The following is an 18188-nucleotide window of genomic DNA, read 5'->3' on the forward strand; positions in this document are numbered from 1 at the left end:
ATATGATATATAGACAAGCTCTCAAACAAGATGTAAACTCTATTGCTAAATTATTTGATGATTATCGTGTTTTTTATAATAAGGAGGCAGATTTAAAAGGAGCTGAAAAATTTATTTCGGAACGGTTAAAAAATAATGATTCTAACATTTTTATTGCGGAAAATGAAACTAAACAAATTGTGGGTTTTGTACAGTTGTTCCCTTTGTTTTCTTCAACAAGAATGAAGAAATTGTGGCTTTTAAATGATTTATATGTTAATCCTAAATTTAGAGGAAAAGGAGTGTCTGTAAAGTTAATTGAACAGGCGAAGCATTTAGTGGTTGAAACTGAAGCTTGTGGTATGTTTTTAGAGACTAGTAAATCTAATGTAATAGGAAATAATTTATATCCAAAAACAGGTTTTCAATTAAATGAAAGTTCTAATTATTACGAATGGAATAATGGTTAAAAAATAAACCAATTATATTTTTTAAATAGATAGGTCTAAAATAATGTTCTGAATAATTATAATTAAGAAAAAGAAGCGATGCTGTTATTGGTGTCGCTTTTTTGTTTTTTTAAGAAATAGCGGAGTTAAAAAGAATAACCAATGCGTAAATGAAGATTTACTGCAACTACATTTCTGTCGCCGTAATAATAATCGTTATTTTTAATTAAGTAGCGTCCGTATCCTATACCAAAACCTGTCTCGTAATTAAAATGTGCACTAATGTGCCGGCGAATCCCCCAGGTGGGAATAATAGTAAAGTCTCCAATAAAATTAAGATGGTCTGCATTCGTTATTGTAAACCAATCTGGGTGATAGCTTGTTTTTATAGATACAAAATTTCCTGTATTATTTGCAGTGTGTCTACCTTTGTTGTTGCGTTTTTTTAAATTATAATACCAACGAGGTTCTAATGTTAAAACAGGAGCTAGTAAATACCCGTTAATATCGTTTACATCGCTTCCCCAAAATCCCGCATCTAAACCTAATTCACTACGCAAGACGATACTATTTTTTAAACGGGATTCGTTATTTATATAAAACCCTAGAAAGCCTGTTTGTACTCCAAAGATAGCGGTTTCTGCTGTTGTATTTTGTGTATATCCTGTTATAGAAATAATAAAAACAATACATGCGACTAAGGAGTGTTTCATGAGTTATGTAAGTACTAATTATAAGCGTGTTAAATATCAACAAAAAAAGCAGAATTTAAAGATAAATTCTGCTTTCTGTATAAATTATTTTATAAAATAAAAGGACTACTTATTCATAAGGTCTTCAATTTCTTCTGCATCTAGTGGGATATTCCTCATTAAATTAAATGGCTCTCCAGCATCTTGGATTACAACGTCATCTTCTAAGCGAATACCAAATTTTTCATCGGGAATGTAAATACCTGGCTCTACAGTAAACACCATATTGGCTTTCATGGGTTCTGTAAGAATGCCGTAATCATGAGTGTCTAGTCCCATGTGGTGAGAGGTTCCGTGCATAAAGTATTTTTTATAGGCTGGCCAATCTGGATTTTCGTTTTGTACATCGGCTTTGTCTAATAATCCAAGACCTAATAATTCCGAAGTCATTAATTTTCCAACTTCTACATGATAATCTGCCCAAATGGTACCAGGACGTAATATTTTGGTAGCTTCTGTTTTAACACGATGAACAGCGTTGTAAACCTCTTTTTGTCTTTTTGTAAATGTTCCAGAAACCGGGATAGTACGCGTCATATCGGATGAGTAGTTTGCGTATTCTGCTCCAATATCTAATAAAATTAAATCGCCAGCTTTACATTCTTGGTTGTTTTCAATATAATGCAATACATTGGCGTTATTTCCAGAAGCAACAATAGGTGTGTAAGCAAAACCTTTAGAGCGGTTGTTTAAAAACTCGTGCATAAATTCGGCTTCAATGTTATATTCCATAACGCCTGGTTTAACAAACTCCAATATACGACGAAACCCTTTTTCTGTAATGTTGCAGGCTTCCTGAATAAGGTCTAATTCTATTTGGTGTTTTACCGAGCGTAGGCGTTGCAAAATAGGATTACTTTTGGCTACACTGTGGGCAGGATATGTTTTTTTTAGCCATGCGTTAAAACGGTCTTCGCGAGTTTCTGTTTCTACGTTAGCTCGGTAATGTTCGTTAGTGTTTATGTATACTGTTTCGCTTTGAGACATGAGTTCTTTAAAAATACGCTCGAAATCTTGTAGCCAATATACGGTTGTAATACCCGATGTTTTTAAAGCGGCTTCCTTATCTAATTTAGCGCCTTCCCAAACAGCAATATGTTCGTTGGTTTCTGTTAAGAATAAAATTTCACGATGTTTTGGGTTTGGACAATCTGGAAATAAAACTAAGATGCTGCTTTCTTGGTCTACACCACTTAAATAAAATATATTTCGGTCTTGCTGAAAAGGTAAAGCACTGTCTGCTCCAATGGGATAAATGTCGTTAGAGTTAAAAACAGCTAAACTGTTGGGCTTCATTTGAGCTTTAAAATGAGCTCTATTTTGAATAAATAAATCTGAATTAATGTGATGGTATTTCATCTGAATAGAAGTTTAAATAAGAAGTTTTTTCAAAATTACGGATATATAAACTATTGGTGTAAGTAGAAGCCTTAAAAAGATGTTAAAGGTTTTTTCTGTTAAAATAATTTTAATCTTCTTAAATGTATTGAACGATTGGACATATTTTAAATTTCTTATGCCAAAATCTGTTTAAATTTAAATATGAAACAAAAGTCATTTTGGGTAAACGTTTGAATATAAAACCTAAATGCTGTAACTAATTGTAAATCAATAGATAAAAACTCTCTTTAAAATCATTCTAAATATAAATTAAAATCACTTACTTTTTGCCTATAAATCTATTCTAGTTTAAATTTGTTGGGAATAAAACTAATTATAAAAAAATGAGCGGATTTTTAAATTCATCAATAGGAAGAAAAGTCGCTATGGCGCTTTCAGCCTTCTTTCTTATGTTTTTCTTGCTTCAGCATTTTGCCATCAACATTTTATCGGTATTTAGTCCTGAGCTTTTTAACGAAGTGTCCCATTTTATGGGAACAAATCCTTTAATTCAATTTGCCTTACAGCCGGTTTTAATATTTGGAGTTGTATTTCACTTTGTAATGGGGTTTGTATTAGAAATTAGAAACAGAAAAGCAATTGGTGTAAAGTATGTACAAAACAACGGTGCAGCAAATTCTACTTGGATGAGTAGAAACATGATTTGGAGTGGTGTTGCTATTTTAGCATTTATCATCTTACACTTTATCGATTTTTGGTTTCCAGAAATTAATACAAAGTTTATTAATGGCGATTGGTCTGGCACCATTGAAGGTGTAGAAGGTTACCGTTATTACGAAGAATTAGTTCATAAATTTGCAAGTCCTATTCGTGTAGGTGCTTATGTTATAGCCTTTGTGTTTTTAGCATTACACTTATTACACGGTTTCACATCTGCGTTCCAATCTATGGGAGGAACAGCCGGAAGAAAAAAGACATTACAAGTTATAGGTAAAGCATACTCTATTATAATTCCTTTAGGATTTATCTTTATTGCACTTTATCATCATTTTTTTAACCATTAATCTTCAATAAGAATGGCTTTAGATTCAAAAGTACCAGAAGGTCCAATTAAAGATAAATGGACTAATTATAAAAATAAAATTAATCTTGTAAATCCAGCAAACAAACGTCATATCGATATTATTGTTGTTGGTACAGGGTTAGCAGGAGGTTCGGCAGCAGCAACTTTAGCCGAGCTAGGATATAATGTAAAAGCATTTGCTTATCAAGATTCTCCACGTCGTGCGCACTCTATTGCAGCACAGGGAGGAATAAATGCAGCGAAGAACTATCAAGGTGATGGGGATTCAAACTACAGATTATTTTATGATACCGTAAAAGGGGGCGATTACCGTTCTCGTGAAGCAAACGTACACCGTTTGGCAGAGGTATCTGGAAATATTATCGACCAATGTGTGGCACAAGGTGTTCCTTTTGCACGTGATTATGGTGGATTATTAGATAACCGTTCGTTTGGTGGGGTATTAGTATCAAGAACTTTTTACGCTAAAGGACAAACAGGACAACAACTATTATTAGGTGCTTATTCTGCAATGAACCGTCAAATTGCTCGTGGAAAGATTGAGATGTTCAATCGTCACGAAATGTTAGACGTTGTAAAAATTGGAGGAAAAGCAAGAGGAATTATCGCTCGTAATTTAATTACAGGAGAAATAGAACGTCATTCAGCACATGCTGTTGTGATTGCAACAGGAGGTTATGGAAATGTATATTTCTTATCTACTAATGCTATGGGTTCTAACGCTACTGCAGCTTGGAAAATTCATAAAAAAGGAGCGTATTTTGCAAATCCTTGTTTTACACAAATTCACCCGACATGTATTCCGCGTTCAGGAGATTATCAGTCTAAATTAACATTAATGTCTGAGTCTTTACGTAATGATGGTCGTATTTGGGTACCAGCAAAATTAGAAGATGCAAAAGCAATTCAGCAAGGTAAATTAAAACCTACAGATATTGCAGAAGCAGATAGAGATTATTACTTAGAAAGACGTTACCCTGCTTTTGGTAACTTAGTACCTCGTGATGTGGCTTCTAGAGCAGCTAAAGAACGTTGTGATGCGGGTTACGGTGTAAATGCTACAGGTGAAGCGGTGTATTTAGACTTTGCTTCGGCTATAGAGCGTTACGGAATAGAGCAAGCTAAAATTCACAATATATCTAATCCATCTGCAGATAAAATTTATGAATTAGGTCAGAAAATTGTAGAGGCAAAATACGGAAACTTATTCCAAATGTATGAGAAAATCGTAGACGAGAATCCATACAAAACGCCTATGATGATTTATCCAGCAACACACTATACCATGGGTGGTATTTGGGTTGATTATAACTTAATGACAACTGTTGAAGGATTATATTGTATTGGTGAAGCTAACTTCTCTGACCACGGCGCAAACAGACTTGGAGCTTCTGCCTTAATGCAAGGATTAGCCGATGGTTATTTTGTATTACCATATACTATTGGAGATTATTTATCTCACGATATTAGAACAGGAAAAATACCAACAGATACTCCAGAATTTGATGAGGTTGAAAAAGAAGTTAAAGACCGTATCGATTTCTTTATTAATAATAAAGGAACAAAATCTGTAGACTACTTCCACAAAAAACTTGGAAAAGTAATGTGGGATAAAGTAGGAATGTCTAGAAACGCACAAGGTTTAACAGAAGCTATGGCCGAAATTAAAGCCATTCGTGAAGAGTTCTGGAAAGAAGTAAAAGTACCAGGAAGTGCTAATGAATTAAATCCAGAATTAGAAAAAGCTGGACGTGTAGCAGACTTCTTAGAATTAGGTGAATTGTTCGCTAAAGATGCTTTAAATAGAGCAGAATCTTGTGGAGGTCACTTTAGGGAAGAGTCTGTAGAATTGGATGGAGAGCAAAAAGGTGAAGCAAAACGTGACGACGTAAACTTTGCTTATGTTGCAGCATGGGAATATAAAGGTGAACCTGCAGATGCAGTGTTACATAAAGAAGAATTAGAATTTAAAGATATTGAACTAAAACAACGTTCATACAAATAAGATTGACATTATGAATATGAATCTAACACTTAGAATTTGGAGACAGAAAGACTCTAGTGCAAAGGGTAAAATGGTCGATTATAAAGTAACTGATATTTCAGAGCATATGTCTTTCTTAGAAATGATGGATGTTCTTAACGAACAATTAGTGAACTCTGGTGAAGAACCTGTTGCTTTTGATCATGATTGTCGTGAAGGAATTTGCGGAATGTGTTCGTTATATATTAATGGAGAAGCTCATGGTCCAGACCGTGGTATTACCACTTGCCAATTACACATGCGTATGTTTAAAGATGGCGATACTATTACTATTGAACCATGGCGAGCAGCAGCATTCCCTGTTATAAAAGATTTAATTGTAGATAGAATGGCTTTCGAGCGTATACAGCAAGCCGGAGGTTATATTTCGGTAAATACGTCTGGAAATACACAAGATGCTAACTCTTTACCAATTTCTAAACATGCTGCAGATGAAGCTATGGATGCTGCAACGTGTATTGGTTGCGGTGCTTGTGTAGCAAGTTGTAAAAACTCTTCTGCAATGTTATTTGTTGGTGCTAAAGTATCTCAATATGCATTATTACCTCAAGGTCAGGTAGAAGCTGCAGACCGTGTAAGAAACATGGTGGCACAAATGGATTTAGAAGGTTTTGGAAACTGTACAAATACAGGTGCATGCGAGGTAGAATGTCCTAAAGGTATTTCTTTAGACAATATTGCTCGTATGAATAGAGAATTTCTTAAAGCAAATGTAAAAGGATAATCTAAACCTTTTAATTATTATAATATTAAGAATCCCAAGCTGTACGCTTGGGATTTTTTGTTTAGTTTTATCGGTCTTATTTAATTACATATTTTTCCCGAATGAAATCTCCAATTACTTTTTATAAAGAACAAGCTCAAAAACATAGTGTTAAAGCTACTGCATTTAACAAGCAGATGCGTTTACTTAGTGTGGCGCGTTTAGTGGTGTTTTTGGTAACGGTTTTTAGTATTTATAAAACGTTTCAAAATTGGCAAATAGCTGTAGCTATTGCTGTAGTTGGTATCAGTTTATTTCTGTTTTTATTGTTAAAATATACCAATATTAAACACCAACGAAATCTAGAACAAGCCATAGTTGCTATTAATGAAGATGAAATTAAAATTAAGGAAGAAGGTTTTTTTGATCGATTAGATGGCTTAGAATTTCAAGATTCTTTACACGACTATTGTTTAGATATCGATTTATTTGGACGGGGGTCGTTTTTTCAGAATATAAACAGAACCTATATCAATGAAGGTACAGAAGAATTAGCCGAAGCACTTAAAGCAAACGATATTAATCATATTAATAAGCGCCAGCAAGCCATACAAGAACTTGCAGATAAAGCCATTTGGAGACAACATTATAGTGCCATAGCAAGTCTCATAGAGGTAGAAACGCCAGCAAAGCATATAAACGCATGGTTGGCTAATTATAAGCCTAAATTTCCTTCAATATTAAAGGTGTTACCTTGGGTTTTTACAGGCATATCTGTAGTGGGTTTTGCATTAGTATATGTTAATTTAATATCTGCCAATTATTTAGGGCTTTGGTTGTTAATTGGATTGGTACTTACAGGAGCATATTTAAAATCTATTAATACTATTGCTTCTCAAACCGAAAAATTAAAAGAAACCTTTAAGCAATATTCGGCGTTATTAGATGCTATTGAAAACGAAACATTTCAGTCGGAATTGCTTCTTGAAAAACAAGATAGGATTACTCAAGATCATGAGAAAGCATCAAAAATATTTTCAGATTTATCAAAATTATTAGACCGTTTGGATAACAGAAACAATTTGATTTCTGCCATTTTTGGAAACGGATTTTTTCTGTTAGATATTAAAAATACCTACGCCATCGAGCAATGGATAAAAACATATGCGCATAAAACTACAGATTGGTTTGAAGTGATTTCTTTTTTCGATGCTTATAACTCTTTAGGAAATTATACGTTTAATAATCCAGAATTTATTTTTCCAGAAATTAGTACGAATCAGGATGTTATTTTAGCCAAAAACTTAGGGCATCCTTTATTGAAAAAAGACAAACGTGTAGATAACGATTTAAATATTAAAAACGAAGAATTTTTTATCATCACAGGTGCCAATATGGCCGGAAAAAGTACCTTTCTTAGAACGGTTTCTCTACATATTGTTATGGCTAATGTCGGACTTCCGGTGTGTGCAACTGCAAGTGTATATAGTCCTATAAAACTTATTACAAGTATGCGTACAAGCGATTCGTTAACCGATGATAGCTCATACTTCTTTTCAGAATTAACACGCTTAAAATATATTGTAGATTCCATTCAAACCGACCGTTATTTTATTGTTCTAGATGAAATTTTGAAAGGTACAAATAGCACAGATAAAGCGATTGGTTCCCGTAAATTTGTCGAGAAATTAGTAGCTTCTCATGCTACTGGAATTATAGCAACACACGACTTGAGTTTATGTGAAATTTCAAATGAATTATCTCAAGTTAAAAATCATTATTTCGATGCCGAAATTATAAACAACGAACTACATTTTGATTACACTTTTAAAACAGGTATTTGCCAAAATATGAATGCTAGTTTTTTACTTAAAAAAATGGAAATTATCTGATTTTTAAGAGGTAAGTGCAATGTTTAATATGCTAGAAAAAAATTAATGCCTGTTTACAATAATACATTTCTCATAATAAATTCAATCAAAAAAGCATTATTAATTTATAATGTGAGTTACTTAAAGTCTCAGTGTTATAATAACTTATAATGTTTTAAGTTTTTTTTAACAATAATGTACTAAACTTAAAGATAGTTTTGGAGTCTAATTTGTTTAAAGACTTCTTTCATGAGAAAAACTATACTTACTATCTTGGGTTTACTTTTAATAGTAGCCTCGTTTTTTATTGCTAAACTGCTCATTGATAACAAAAATAAAGTTAAACCTATAGCTCCAAAAGTAGTAAAAGTTATATTTGCAGATACTGTTAAAAACAGTACTATTCCTATAGTAATTCCAGCAAATGGAAATCTTACCGCAAAACGCAGGTTTGAATTGTATGCAGAAGTAGAAGGTATTTTTAAACCTGGATCTGTGTTGTTTAAACCAGGTCAAGAATATAGAAAAGGACAAACTTTAATTCGTATAGAAGATTCTGAATATTACGCTACTGTACAATCTGCAAAAAGCGATTTATATAATGCTATTGCTGCAATCATGGCCGACTTACGTTTAGATTTTCCAGAAGTATATCCAAAATGGGACGCATATTTACGTAGTTTCGATTTAAATAAAGCAACTCCTAAGCTCCCTGAAATGACTTCAGAAAAAGAAAATTATTTTATTACAGGGAGAAGTATTGTATCTAATTATTACAATGTTAAAAATTTAGAGCAACGATTATCTAAATATATTATTACTACGCCTTTTAACGGAATTTTAACCGAAGCTCTTGTAAATGAAGGTACTTTAATTAGAAGCGGGCAAAAATTAGGAACTTTTATAGATCCTTCAGTTTATGAAATGGAAGTGGCTATAAGTAAATCTTTTGCTAGTTTATTACAAGTTGGTGAAACTGTTGCGTTAAATAATTTAGAAGGTACAGAAACTTATACAGGAAAAGTATCGCGTGTTAATGGTAGCGTAGATCCTAATACACAAACAATTCAAGTATACATTGAGGTTAAACACGATAATTTAAAAGAAGGAATGTATCTTGAAGCAAATGTAGATGCTAGAGATGAAGAGAATGCCATACAGATAGATAGAAATTTACTTTTAGAAACTAAGGAAATTTTTGTGGTTCGTGATTCTGTTTTAGATGTAATTCCTGTAAAACCAATTCATTTTAGCGATACCAAAGTAGTTTTAAAAGATGTGCCAGATGGTAGTGTAATAGTTAGTCGTCCAATACAAGGCGGATATGCAGGTATGTTAGTAAAAGTTTTTAACGAGCAAAATAACTAACAGCAGCATGAGAAAAATAATTGCATATTTTATAAAGCATCATATTGCTGTAACTATATTTATTTTAGGGTTTACCATCTTTGGAATATTAGGATTACTCTCCTTAAAATCTTCGTATTTCCCAATTATAGAATCCAAAATTATTACCGTACAAATTTCGTACCCGGGAGCCTCTCCACAGGAAATAGAAGAAGGTATTGTTTTAAAAATTGAAGACAATTTAAAAGGATTGCAAGGTGTAGATCGTGTAACTTCTACCTCGCAAGAAGACAGTGGTACAATTACTATTGAAATCTTAAAAGGCGAGAATATCGATTTTATGCTTCTAGAAATAAAAAACGCAGTAGATCGAGTACCAAGTTTTCCAACAGGCATGGAACCTCTTGTAGTAGCAAAAACAGAAAATGTTAGAGAAACAATCTCTTTTGCAATTAGCGGAGAAAATATTTCGTTGTCTACATTAAAACAAATTGGAAGGCAAATTGAAAATGATTTAAGGGCTATAGAGGGTATTTCGCAAGTTGAAGTAACAGGATACCCAGAAGAAGAAATTGAAATTGCAGTAAACGAAAATAGTTTGTTAGCCTATAATATTACCTTTAGCGAAGTAGCTGCAGCTGTAAGTAATTCCAATATTTTAGTTACAGGAGGTAATATTAAAACGAATGCTGAAGAATTTTTAATTCGCGCCAATAATAGATCTTATTATAGTGATGAATTATCTAATATTGTTGTAAGAGCTTTTGCAGACGGAAAAACCATTCGTTTAAAAGATGTTGCAGTTTTAAGAGACCGATTTTCTGAAACTCCAAATGCAACTTATTTTAATGGAGAGTTGTCTGTAAATGTTAGTGTAACAAGTACAGATTCTGAAGATTTACTATCTTCTGCAGATCAAGTTAAAGCATATATAGAAAAGTTTAACCAATCGCATAACAATGTGCAATTGGATGTTGTAAGAGACTTATCTATAACCCTAAAACAACGTACACAATTACTCACAGAAAATGCAATAGCAGGAATGTTATTGGTATTGCTTTTTTTATCCTTATTCCTAAATACCAGATTGGCCTTTTGGGTGGCTTTTGGATTGCCTATTTCATTTCTTGGAATGTTAATTTTTGCAGGTAATTTTGATGTCACTATTAACCAATTTTCGCTTTTCGGGATGATTATCGTAATTGGAATTTTAGTGGATGATGGTATTGTAATTGCCGAAAATATTTATCAGCATTTTGAGAATGGTAAAGATCCAATAAATGCAGCTATAGATGGTACTTTAGAGGTTATACCTCCTGTGGTTTCAGCCATAATTACAACCTTACTAGCATTTTCAACATTTTTATTTTTAGAAAGTAGAATCGGTGAGTTTTTTAGTGAAGTTTCGGTTATTGTAATATTAACTCTGGTTGTATCATTAATAGAAGCACTTATTATTTTACCTGCCCATTTAGCACATTCTAAAGCCTTACAAAGACATAAAGACCGTAAAAATAATCCAAAAACAAAAACAGGATTGTTTTTTTCAAAAATGCGAGGTATAAATGCTCTTGGAGATCGTATCATGATTTTTTTAAGAGAAAAAATCTATGTTCCTATACTTAATTTTATTTTCGAATTTAAAATTTTAGCATTAGGTATTTTTTTAGGTATTTTAGTTTTAACCTTCGGAGCGATTGGTGGAGGTATTATTGGAGTAACCATTTTTCCTAGTATTGCAAGTGATCGTGTATCTATAGAGTTGGAAATGCCTAACGGAACAAACGTTAGAGTTACCGATTCTATTATGGCAATTATTGAAGAAAAAGCTTATATCGTTAACGAAGAATTTACAGAAAAATATTTGGGCGGGACAGATAAGCAACTTTTTGAAAATACAATTAAAAATATAAACAGTGCATCGAGTGCAACTTTAAATATAAATATGTTGCCAGGTGAAGAACGTCCAGATGTTATAAATGCTTCGCTAGTAGCCAATCGCGTTCGAGAATTAGTTGGACCTGTTATTGGTGTAGAAAAATTAATATTTGGTTCTGGCGGAAACTTTGGTGGGAGTCCTGTGGCTGTTTCGCTTTTAAGTAATAATATAGAAGAATTAAAAGCAGCTAAAGTAGAACTAAAATCTATTCTAGAGACAAATCCTTTATTAAAAGATGTCGCAGACAATGATCCTGCTGGGATTAAAGAAATAAGATTAGAGTTAAAAGAAAGTGCCTATTTATTAGGGTTAGATCTAAGTTCTGTAATGAGCCAGATTAGAGCAGGTTTTTTTGGAGTACAAGCCCAGCGTTTCCAGCGCGGACAAGACGAAATAAAAGTTTGGGTGCGCTACGATATTGAAAACAGAGCATCTATTAACGATCTTGACGATATGCGTATTGTAACACCGTCTGGAGAGCGAGTTACATTTAAAGATATTGCAAACTATACTATAGAACGTGGAGATGTAGCAATTAATCACCTAGAAGGAAGGCGAGAAATAGAAGTTTCTGCAGATTTAAAAGATCCAAATACAAGTGCAACAGATATTCTAGACGATATTAAAACCACGGTTATCCCACAGCTACAAGCTAAATATCCTACTATTTCTGCCTCTTATGAAGGACAGAATCGTGAAGCAGCAAAATTAAATAGATCGCTTAAAAGCGCAGGGATTGTAATTATACTTTTAATTTATATTACTATTGCTTTTACATTTAGAAGTTTAAGTCAGCCTTTACTTTTAATAATATTAATTCCGTTTAGTTTAACCGCAGTTGCTTGGGGACACTGGATTTTAGGTTTTCCTGTAAATGTATTGTCGTTACTTGGTATTATTGCTTTAATTGGTATTATGGTAAACGATGGATTGGTGCTTATAGGTAAGTTTAATACCAATTTAAAGGAAGGATTAAAATTTGACGATGCTTTAAAAGAAGCCGGGAAATCGCGTTTTAGAGCCATCTTTTTAACTACCATTACTACTATGGCTGGTTTAGCACCTTTACTTATGGAGAAAAGCCGACAAGCTCAATTTTTAAAACCAATGGCTATTTCAATAACATTTGGTATTGCCTATGCAACCATATTAACGTTACTTGTCTTGCCTTTATTTTTATCGTTTAGTAATAGTATTAAGCAAAAAACAAAATGGTTAATAACAGGTAAACAAGTTACTAAAGAAGAAGTAGAACGTGCAATTAAAGAACAAAATGATGAACATACACATTAAATATAATATGATTTTGCTGATGTTGTTTATGTTTACATCGGCTAATGCTCAAGACGTTTTAACATTAAATAAAGCCGTAACCATTGCGTTAGACAATAACTATGGTGTTAAAATTGCTAATAATAATACAGCAATAGCAGAAAACAATAAAAGTGTATTAAACTCGGGATATTTGCCAACATTATCTGGTGATGCTGCCGCGGGTTATAATTTAGATAATACCGAGGCTATTTTCTCTGATGGAAGCGTAACTACTTTAAATGGTGCAGAAAGTTCTAATTATAGCACGTCTATTAATTTAGATTATACGCTGTTTGATGGTTTAGGTAGGTATTACGATTATAAGCAGTTAAAGGAAGAGTATCAGCTTTCTAAATTAGAGGCTAGAGAAACTATAGAGAATACAATTGCACAGTTATTTACGGTATACTATAGTGTGGCACAAAATTCAGAAAACGCAGATGCTTTAAAACAGACATTAGAAATATCTAACGATCGTATTTTAAGAGCACAGTATCAATTTGATTATGGGCAAGGCACAATGTTAGATGTTTTAAATGCTCAAGTAGATATTAATAATGATAGTATTAATTTAATGAATTCAGAGCAAAATTTATTAAATTCTAAACGCGATTTAAATGTAGTTCTAGGTACCGAATTAGATCTAGATTTTAAGGTCGATACTTTAATTACCTTTTTGTTAGATATTAATAAAGAAGATTTGCATGCCAAAATGCGGGCTAATAATGTGTCTCTTTTACAAATGGATAAAAATATTGCTATAAACGAGTTTACCATTCAGGCCAATAAATCTGGTTATTTACCAACAATTGGTTTAACAGGGTCTTATGGATGGAATAAAAGTAATAACAATGCAGCTTCATTTTTGGCAGAATCTACCAATACAGGTTTTTCTGGTGGAGTGGTCTTAAGTTGGGATTTATTTGATGGAGGTAGTACCATTACAAGTGTTAAAAACGCTAAGATTAATTTAGATAATCAAAAACTTGAAAAAGAATCCATATATCTTAGTTTAGATCGCGACTTTAATAATGCTTGGGGAGATTACCAAAACAAATTAAAAATTTATAACATACAAGAAAACAATATAATTACCTCTAAAAATAATTTTGATAGAACTAAGGAACAGTTTAAACTGGGCCAAATTACATCTATAGAATTTAGGCAGGCGCAATTAAATTTATTAACAGCAGAGTTTAGTAGAAATAATGCTAAATATGAAGCTAAAATAGCCGAATTATATTTACTACAATTAAGTGGTGAATTATTAAATGTCAAGTTGTAAATTACATTATAAAACATAAAAAAATCCCGTTTTCAGACTATTGAAAAACGGGATTTTAATTTTTATAGTGTTTACTATATTATCTTAGCTTAAGAGAATCTAGACTGTGGAAAAAGAAATCTTTCTCATCATTCATAGACACAAATAGTCCGTTAGGGAATTTAGATCCTAATGCCTCTGTAGTTACATCACATCCATCTGTTTCAATAGTACCTAAATTTAGTGTTTTTACAAAAGTATTATCTCCTCGTTTAAAAATATTAAAACTGTGATCTTGTTGGTTAGAGATAATTAAAAAACCTTCACCAGTATTGTAAGTCGCTAAAGCAATACCCTCTATGTCATCTTTAAAACGGCCTTCTCCAAATATTGAAATTTGTGAGTCTCCTTTTGCTGGATCTGCGTAAAATTTTCTAACTCCAATCCCTTCATCAGAATAATATACATGTCCTAGAGCGTCATCTACAACTATAGCTTCAATTTCTTTTGTACCACTAAACGTTCCAAATTTTCTAACTAATTTAGCTGCTACAGTATTCATGTTAGCACTTAATTCGTATTGATATAAATACCCTTCAGTTGGTCCTTTTTTACGTCCAACAATAGCATATGTTTTATTATTCTCAGGGTTTTTGTATATACTAATTCCCATTGGGCGTCTTAACTCAAGATCTGTTTCGTCTTCAAACACAGGAAAACCGCCATTATCTAAAGGTGTCATGTCTGGAATAGAATATAATCGTATTTGATGTTTTTCTCGTTCTGTAAACATCATAATATCGATTTGGGTAGAATCGTTTAAAGCAAACCCATATTCAATGTCTACATTATTTGGATAACTTAGACCTGTAATGCTTTTATCTTTAATTATTTTACCGTCTAAATTAAAAGCATACACACCACCGTTTACTTCGTCTTTATCTGTACCAAAAACTATACTTTGCTCTGGGTTAGATTTGTTAACCCAAATGGCAGGATCGTCTGTGTCAAAAGGTGTTTTTTCTGTGATTAATGTAGGTTTAATTTCTGGTAAATTACTTTTACAGCCGGTTAAGGCAGAGACTAGTAAGCAGCCAAATATATATTTTTTCATATCTTATTTTTTAAATAAATCGTATTTCAATCCAAAAGTAATTCGTGTTTTGTAATATTCCATTTGCATGGTTCTGTTGCTTACCCCTTGGTAATAGCGTAAAGGTTGGTTTGTAATATTATTAACATCTACGTATAAACTTAATTGTTTGGTAAGGTTTGCACGAGCGTTAAGATCTAGAAAGAATTGCTCGTCGTAGTATCTATCTTCAAAAGCACGACCTCCAATTTCGTCTATATACGCATCTGAATAGTTAGCAGATAGACGAATACTAAAGTTTTTACCACTATAACCTAAAGACCCGTTAAACATGTTTGGAGCCGTATTTGGCAGATCTAAATCTTCACGTTCTTCACCATCTTCGTTTCTTATGCCTGAAGCATCAGATTTTAAATATGTGTAATTTAAGTATATGTTTAAATTTTTAAGGAAACTAGGTAAGAAATCTAATTGACGTTGGAATGCTGCTTCAAAACCAAACACAGAAGCTTTATCGCCATTAAAAGGTTGGTATACTTCGTAACCATCTTCGTTTTCGTACTGGTAAGTGTAAATAAAGTCGTTTATGTTTTTGTAAAATACACCACCAGATAATAATCCTACAGAAGAGAAATAGTGCTCTGCCATAACATCAAAGTTCATAGATGTAGTTGGGTCAAGTTCTGGGTTACCTAACACAATTTCTTCATCTTCATTATTTATTTCTCTAAAAGGAACGATGTCTTCGTAGTTTGGTCGTGCTAAAGTATTTGTCCACGCAAAACGTAACACGGTATTATCGGTAACATCATATTTTAAATGTAAACTAGGTAAAATATTAGTGTAGTTGTTTTTACTTTTTACAGGAGATGTTCCTGCGTAATCTCCTTCTGCATCAAACACAATTTCGTTTCCAGTAGCATCTACATCAGTATATTCTAGACGTACTCCAAAAAGTACACTAAAGTTATCTGTAATATTTTGGTCTGTCATTACATAACCTGCATATACATTTTCTTTAACATCAAAATTTCCTGTAGCATATTCTTCTGGTAAATCTTCGCCTTCAAATAGTTCTGAATCATTAAGGTTTAAATTTCCTAAATATTCTGGTGTAGCAAAGTTACCTATTTGATATTGTTTGCCAGCGCTATAATCTGATCTGGTATAATTTTTAGTAGGTACATTTCCTAGAAATTCTAAATCGTCGTTTTCTGGACTATATTCTGTAAAATCGTTATCACGTTCTTTAGATTTTATTCTGGTTTTAGCTCCAAATTTTAAAGTTCCATTTTCTTCGTCTAAGAGATGTAACGGTAGCTCTAGGTTTACTAAAAAATTTAAATCTGTTTCGTCTGTGTATTGATTTTCTTCTGTTAGTTCACCCAACTCAAAAAGGCTATAATCTGAATCTTCACTACTTATTGGAGTGTAGTTAGGTTTCTTATAGTTATTATTAAATGTTACACCATATTCACTTTCATATTCTAAATAGCGTTCGTTTAAACGTTCTTCTGAAGCTTTAGCGTAGGACGTCATCCAATCTACTTGTAAGTTATTAATTAAATGTTCTCCGCTTATGCTGTAATTTTGCATACGTTGGTCTTCTAAACGTGTGTTTTTAGATCTATTATTATCTATTCCTCCTTTAGTTTGGCGTTTAGCTTCAACAGGAAAGGCTGTTAAATTTCCGTTAGCGTCTACATTAAAATCATCGATTCCAATATCTTCACCATCAAGTATTCCTTGTTCTAATACAAATCTGTTTTCGCGATCGTCTCTCCAATTGTAAATAGATTTGAAGTATAACGTGTTATTGTCGTTTAATTTATAGTCGAAATTTGCAGAAAAACTACGACGCACACGTTGTATTTGGTATTCTCTAATTTCAGACACACTTGCATATGGATTAACCTCTATTTCTTGTAAAATATCTTCTCCGTCGCTGTCTGTTTCGCCAGTGTTATATTCAAATTCATCACTCCATTCTGCTTCAACATCGTCAGATCCAAATTGAGTATCGTTTAAGGAGGCGCCAATGACCCATCCTAATTTATCGTTTTTACTTCGGTCTCCAAGTAAGAACGATCCGTTTAATATACGCTTGTTATTTATTAAATTAATACCAGAACCTCCTGTAGCCGAAAATCTAAATCCTTGAGGCGACGTTCTTGTTATTAAGTTTACAGAACCCCCAATGGCGTCTGCATCCATGTCTGGAGTTACGGCTTTATTAACTTCAATAGTCTGTATCATATCAGACGGAATTAAATCCATTTGTACATTTCTATTGTCTCCTTCTGCAGAAGGAATTCTACTTCCGTTTAAAGTTACAGAATTTAATTGTGGTGCTAAACCACGTACAATAATGTTACGAGCTTCTCCTTGGTCGACTTGCATTGTAATTCCAGGTATACGTTTTACAGCATCTCCAATATTTGCATCTGGGAATTTACCAATTTGGTCTGTAGATACAATATTAGTAATATTTTGCTTGTTCTTTTGGGTGTTTAAGGCTCTAGCTTGACTACCAAAACCAAAAGAAACGACTTGTACTTCATCTAACTCTGTAGCTTGTTCTGAAAGCACAATACTTAAATTAGTAGTTTGTTTAGGCGCTACTGTAATTTGCTGACGGTATTCTGAATATCCCAGATACTTAATCACTAAATCGTATGTGCCAGCTTCTACATTTACTAAAGTGAATTTTCCGTTAAAATCTGAAATTGCTCCTTTGTTAAGTTGCTCAATTAATACAGATGCACCTGGAATAGTGATTTTATTTTCATCTGTAATGAGACCTTGAACTTGTCCGGTTTGGGCTAATGCACTAAAAGATGTTACAATTAGAAGCATTATTGTAATCCAATTTTTCATGTTTTTATGTTAATTTTTGTTTGAGACAAATGTAGAATCAGAATGCGTTTTCTATCTAAAGTAAGCGTTAACAAAACATGATAAACACGGTGTTTGGCCCTATATTTTAAAGCAACATTAACACTGGGATT

12 protein-coding genes are annotated in these 18188 nt (G+C 32.8%); 8 read left to right on the top strand and 4 right to left on the bottom strand.

Going from position 1 to position 18188, the window contains the following annotated elements; genetic code table 11:
* The first annotated feature begins 2 nt into the window (after window positions 1–2).
* A complete protein-coding gene (locus FNB79_RS05440; RefSeq protein WP_143380348.1) occupies window positions 3–449 on the top strand; it encodes a GNAT family N-acetyltransferase in 447 nt (148 codons plus the stop codon).
* A gap of 125 nt (window positions 450–574) precedes the next feature.
* On the opposite strand, the gene FNB79_RS05445 is transcribed toward FNB79_RS05440, so the two are convergent.
* Window positions 575–1141, bottom strand: a complete 567-nt coding sequence (locus tag FNB79_RS05445; RefSeq protein WP_143380349.1) for a hypothetical protein — start codon at window positions 1139–1141, stop codon at window positions 575–577.
* 105 nt (window positions 1142–1246) lie between these two features.
* Window positions 1247–2539 (bottom strand): aminopeptidase P family protein, encoded by a 1293-nt coding sequence (locus FNB79_RS05450; RefSeq protein WP_143380350.1) that lies wholly within the window; start codon window positions 2537–2539, stop codon window positions 1247–1249.
* A gap of 365 nt (window positions 2540–2904) precedes the next feature.
* On the opposite strand from FNB79_RS05450, the gene FNB79_RS05455 reads away from it, so the two are divergent.
* From FNB79_RS05455 to FNB79_RS05485, 7 genes are all read left to right on the top strand, one after another.
* Entirely contained in the window at window positions 2905–3585 is a 681-nt protein-coding gene (locus tag FNB79_RS05455) for a succinate dehydrogenase cytochrome b subunit (protein ID WP_143380351.1), read from the top strand.
* Window positions 3586–3597: 12 nt separating this feature from the next.
* Window positions 3598–5610, top strand: a complete 2013-nt coding sequence (locus FNB79_RS05460) for a fumarate reductase/succinate dehydrogenase flavoprotein subunit (protein ID WP_143380352.1) — start codon at window positions 3598–3600, stop codon at window positions 5608–5610.
* A 16-nt stretch (window positions 5611–5626) separates the two neighbouring features.
* Window positions 5627–6373 carry a succinate dehydrogenase/fumarate reductase iron-sulfur subunit gene (locus tag FNB79_RS05465; protein ID WP_143382563.1) on the top strand — a complete coding sequence of 249 codons (747 nt, stop codon included), beginning with the start codon at window positions 5627–5629 and terminating at the stop codon, window positions 6371–6373.
* A gap of 101 nt (window positions 6374–6474) precedes the next feature.
* The gene (locus tag FNB79_RS05470) at window positions 6475–8244 is read left to right on the top strand and encodes a MutS-related protein (protein WP_143380353.1); all 1770 of its coding nucleotides are present in this window, start codon (window positions 6475–6477) and stop codon (window positions 8242–8244) included.
* 228 nt (window positions 8245–8472) lie between these two features.
* The gene (locus FNB79_RS05475) at window positions 8473–9591 is read left to right on the top strand and encodes an efflux RND transporter periplasmic adaptor subunit (protein ID WP_143380354.1); all 1119 of its coding nucleotides are present in this window, start codon (window positions 8473–8475) and stop codon (window positions 9589–9591) included.
* Between the two features lie 7 nt (window positions 9592–9598).
* A complete protein-coding gene (locus FNB79_RS05480) occupies window positions 9599–12802 on the top strand; it encodes an efflux RND transporter permease subunit (protein WP_143380355.1) in 3204 nt (1067 codons plus the stop codon).
* Entirely contained in the window at window positions 12786–14108 is a 1323-nt protein-coding gene (locus FNB79_RS05485) for a TolC family protein (RefSeq protein ID WP_143382564.1), read from the top strand. The genes FNB79_RS05480 and FNB79_RS05485 overlap by 17 nt, the downstream gene beginning before the upstream one ends.
* Window positions 14109–14187: 79 nt before the next feature.
* Here the strand turns inward: FNB79_RS05485 and FNB79_RS05490 are convergent, their stop codons facing one another.
* Window positions 14188–15201, bottom strand: coding sequence for a phytase (locus tag FNB79_RS05490; RefSeq protein WP_143380356.1), 1014 nt, complete (start codon window positions 15199–15201; stop codon window positions 14188–14190).
* Window positions 15202–15204: 3 nt separating this feature from the next.
* Window positions 15205–18057 (bottom strand): TonB-dependent receptor, encoded by a 2853-nt coding sequence (locus FNB79_RS05495; protein WP_143380357.1) that lies wholly within the window; start codon window positions 18055–18057, stop codon window positions 15205–15207.
* Between the last annotated feature and the right edge of the window lie 131 nt (window positions 18058–18188).

Origin of the sequence: Formosa sediminum, assembly GCF_007197735.1 — a bacterium.
GTDB lineage: Bacteria > Bacteroidota > Bacteroidia > Flavobacteriales > Flavobacteriaceae > Formosa > Formosa sediminum.

Coding starts and splice junctions, on each gene's coding strand:
- FNB79_RS05440 (WP_143380348.1), top strand. CDS start 3: ATGATATATAGACAAGCTCTCAAACAAGATGTAAACTCTATTGCTAAA.
- FNB79_RS05445 (WP_143380349.1), bottom strand. CDS start 1,141: ATGAAACACTCCTTAGTCGCATGTATTGTTTTTATTATTTCTATAACA.
- FNB79_RS05450 (WP_143380350.1), bottom strand. CDS start 2,539: ATGAAATACCATCACATTAATTCAGATTTATTTATTCAAAATAGAGCT.
- FNB79_RS05455 (WP_143380351.1), top strand. CDS start 2,905: ATGAGCGGATTTTTAAATTCATCAATAGGAAGAAAAGTCGCTATGGCG.
- FNB79_RS05460 (WP_143380352.1), top strand. CDS start 3,598: ATGGCTTTAGATTCAAAAGTACCAGAAGGTCCAATTAAAGATAAATGG.
- FNB79_RS05465 (WP_143382563.1), top strand. CDS start 5,627: ATGAATCTAACACTTAGAATTTGGAGACAGAAAGACTCTAGTGCAAAG.
- FNB79_RS05470 (WP_143380353.1), top strand. CDS start 6,475: ATGAAATCTCCAATTACTTTTTATAAAGAACAAGCTCAAAAACATAGT.
- FNB79_RS05475 (WP_143380354.1), top strand. CDS start 8,473: ATGAGAAAAACTATACTTACTATCTTGGGTTTACTTTTAATAGTAGCC.
- FNB79_RS05480 (WP_143380355.1), top strand. CDS start 9,599: ATGAGAAAAATAATTGCATATTTTATAAAGCATCATATTGCTGTAACT.
- FNB79_RS05485 (WP_143382564.1), top strand. CDS start 12,786: ATGAACATACACATTAAATATAATATGATTTTGCTGATGTTGTTTATG.
- FNB79_RS05490 (WP_143380356.1), bottom strand. CDS start 15,201: ATGAAAAAATATATATTTGGCTGCTTACTAGTCTCTGCCTTAACCGGC.
- FNB79_RS05495 (WP_143380357.1), bottom strand. CDS start 18,057: ATGAAAAATTGGATTACAATAATGCTTCTAATTGTAACATCTTTTAGT.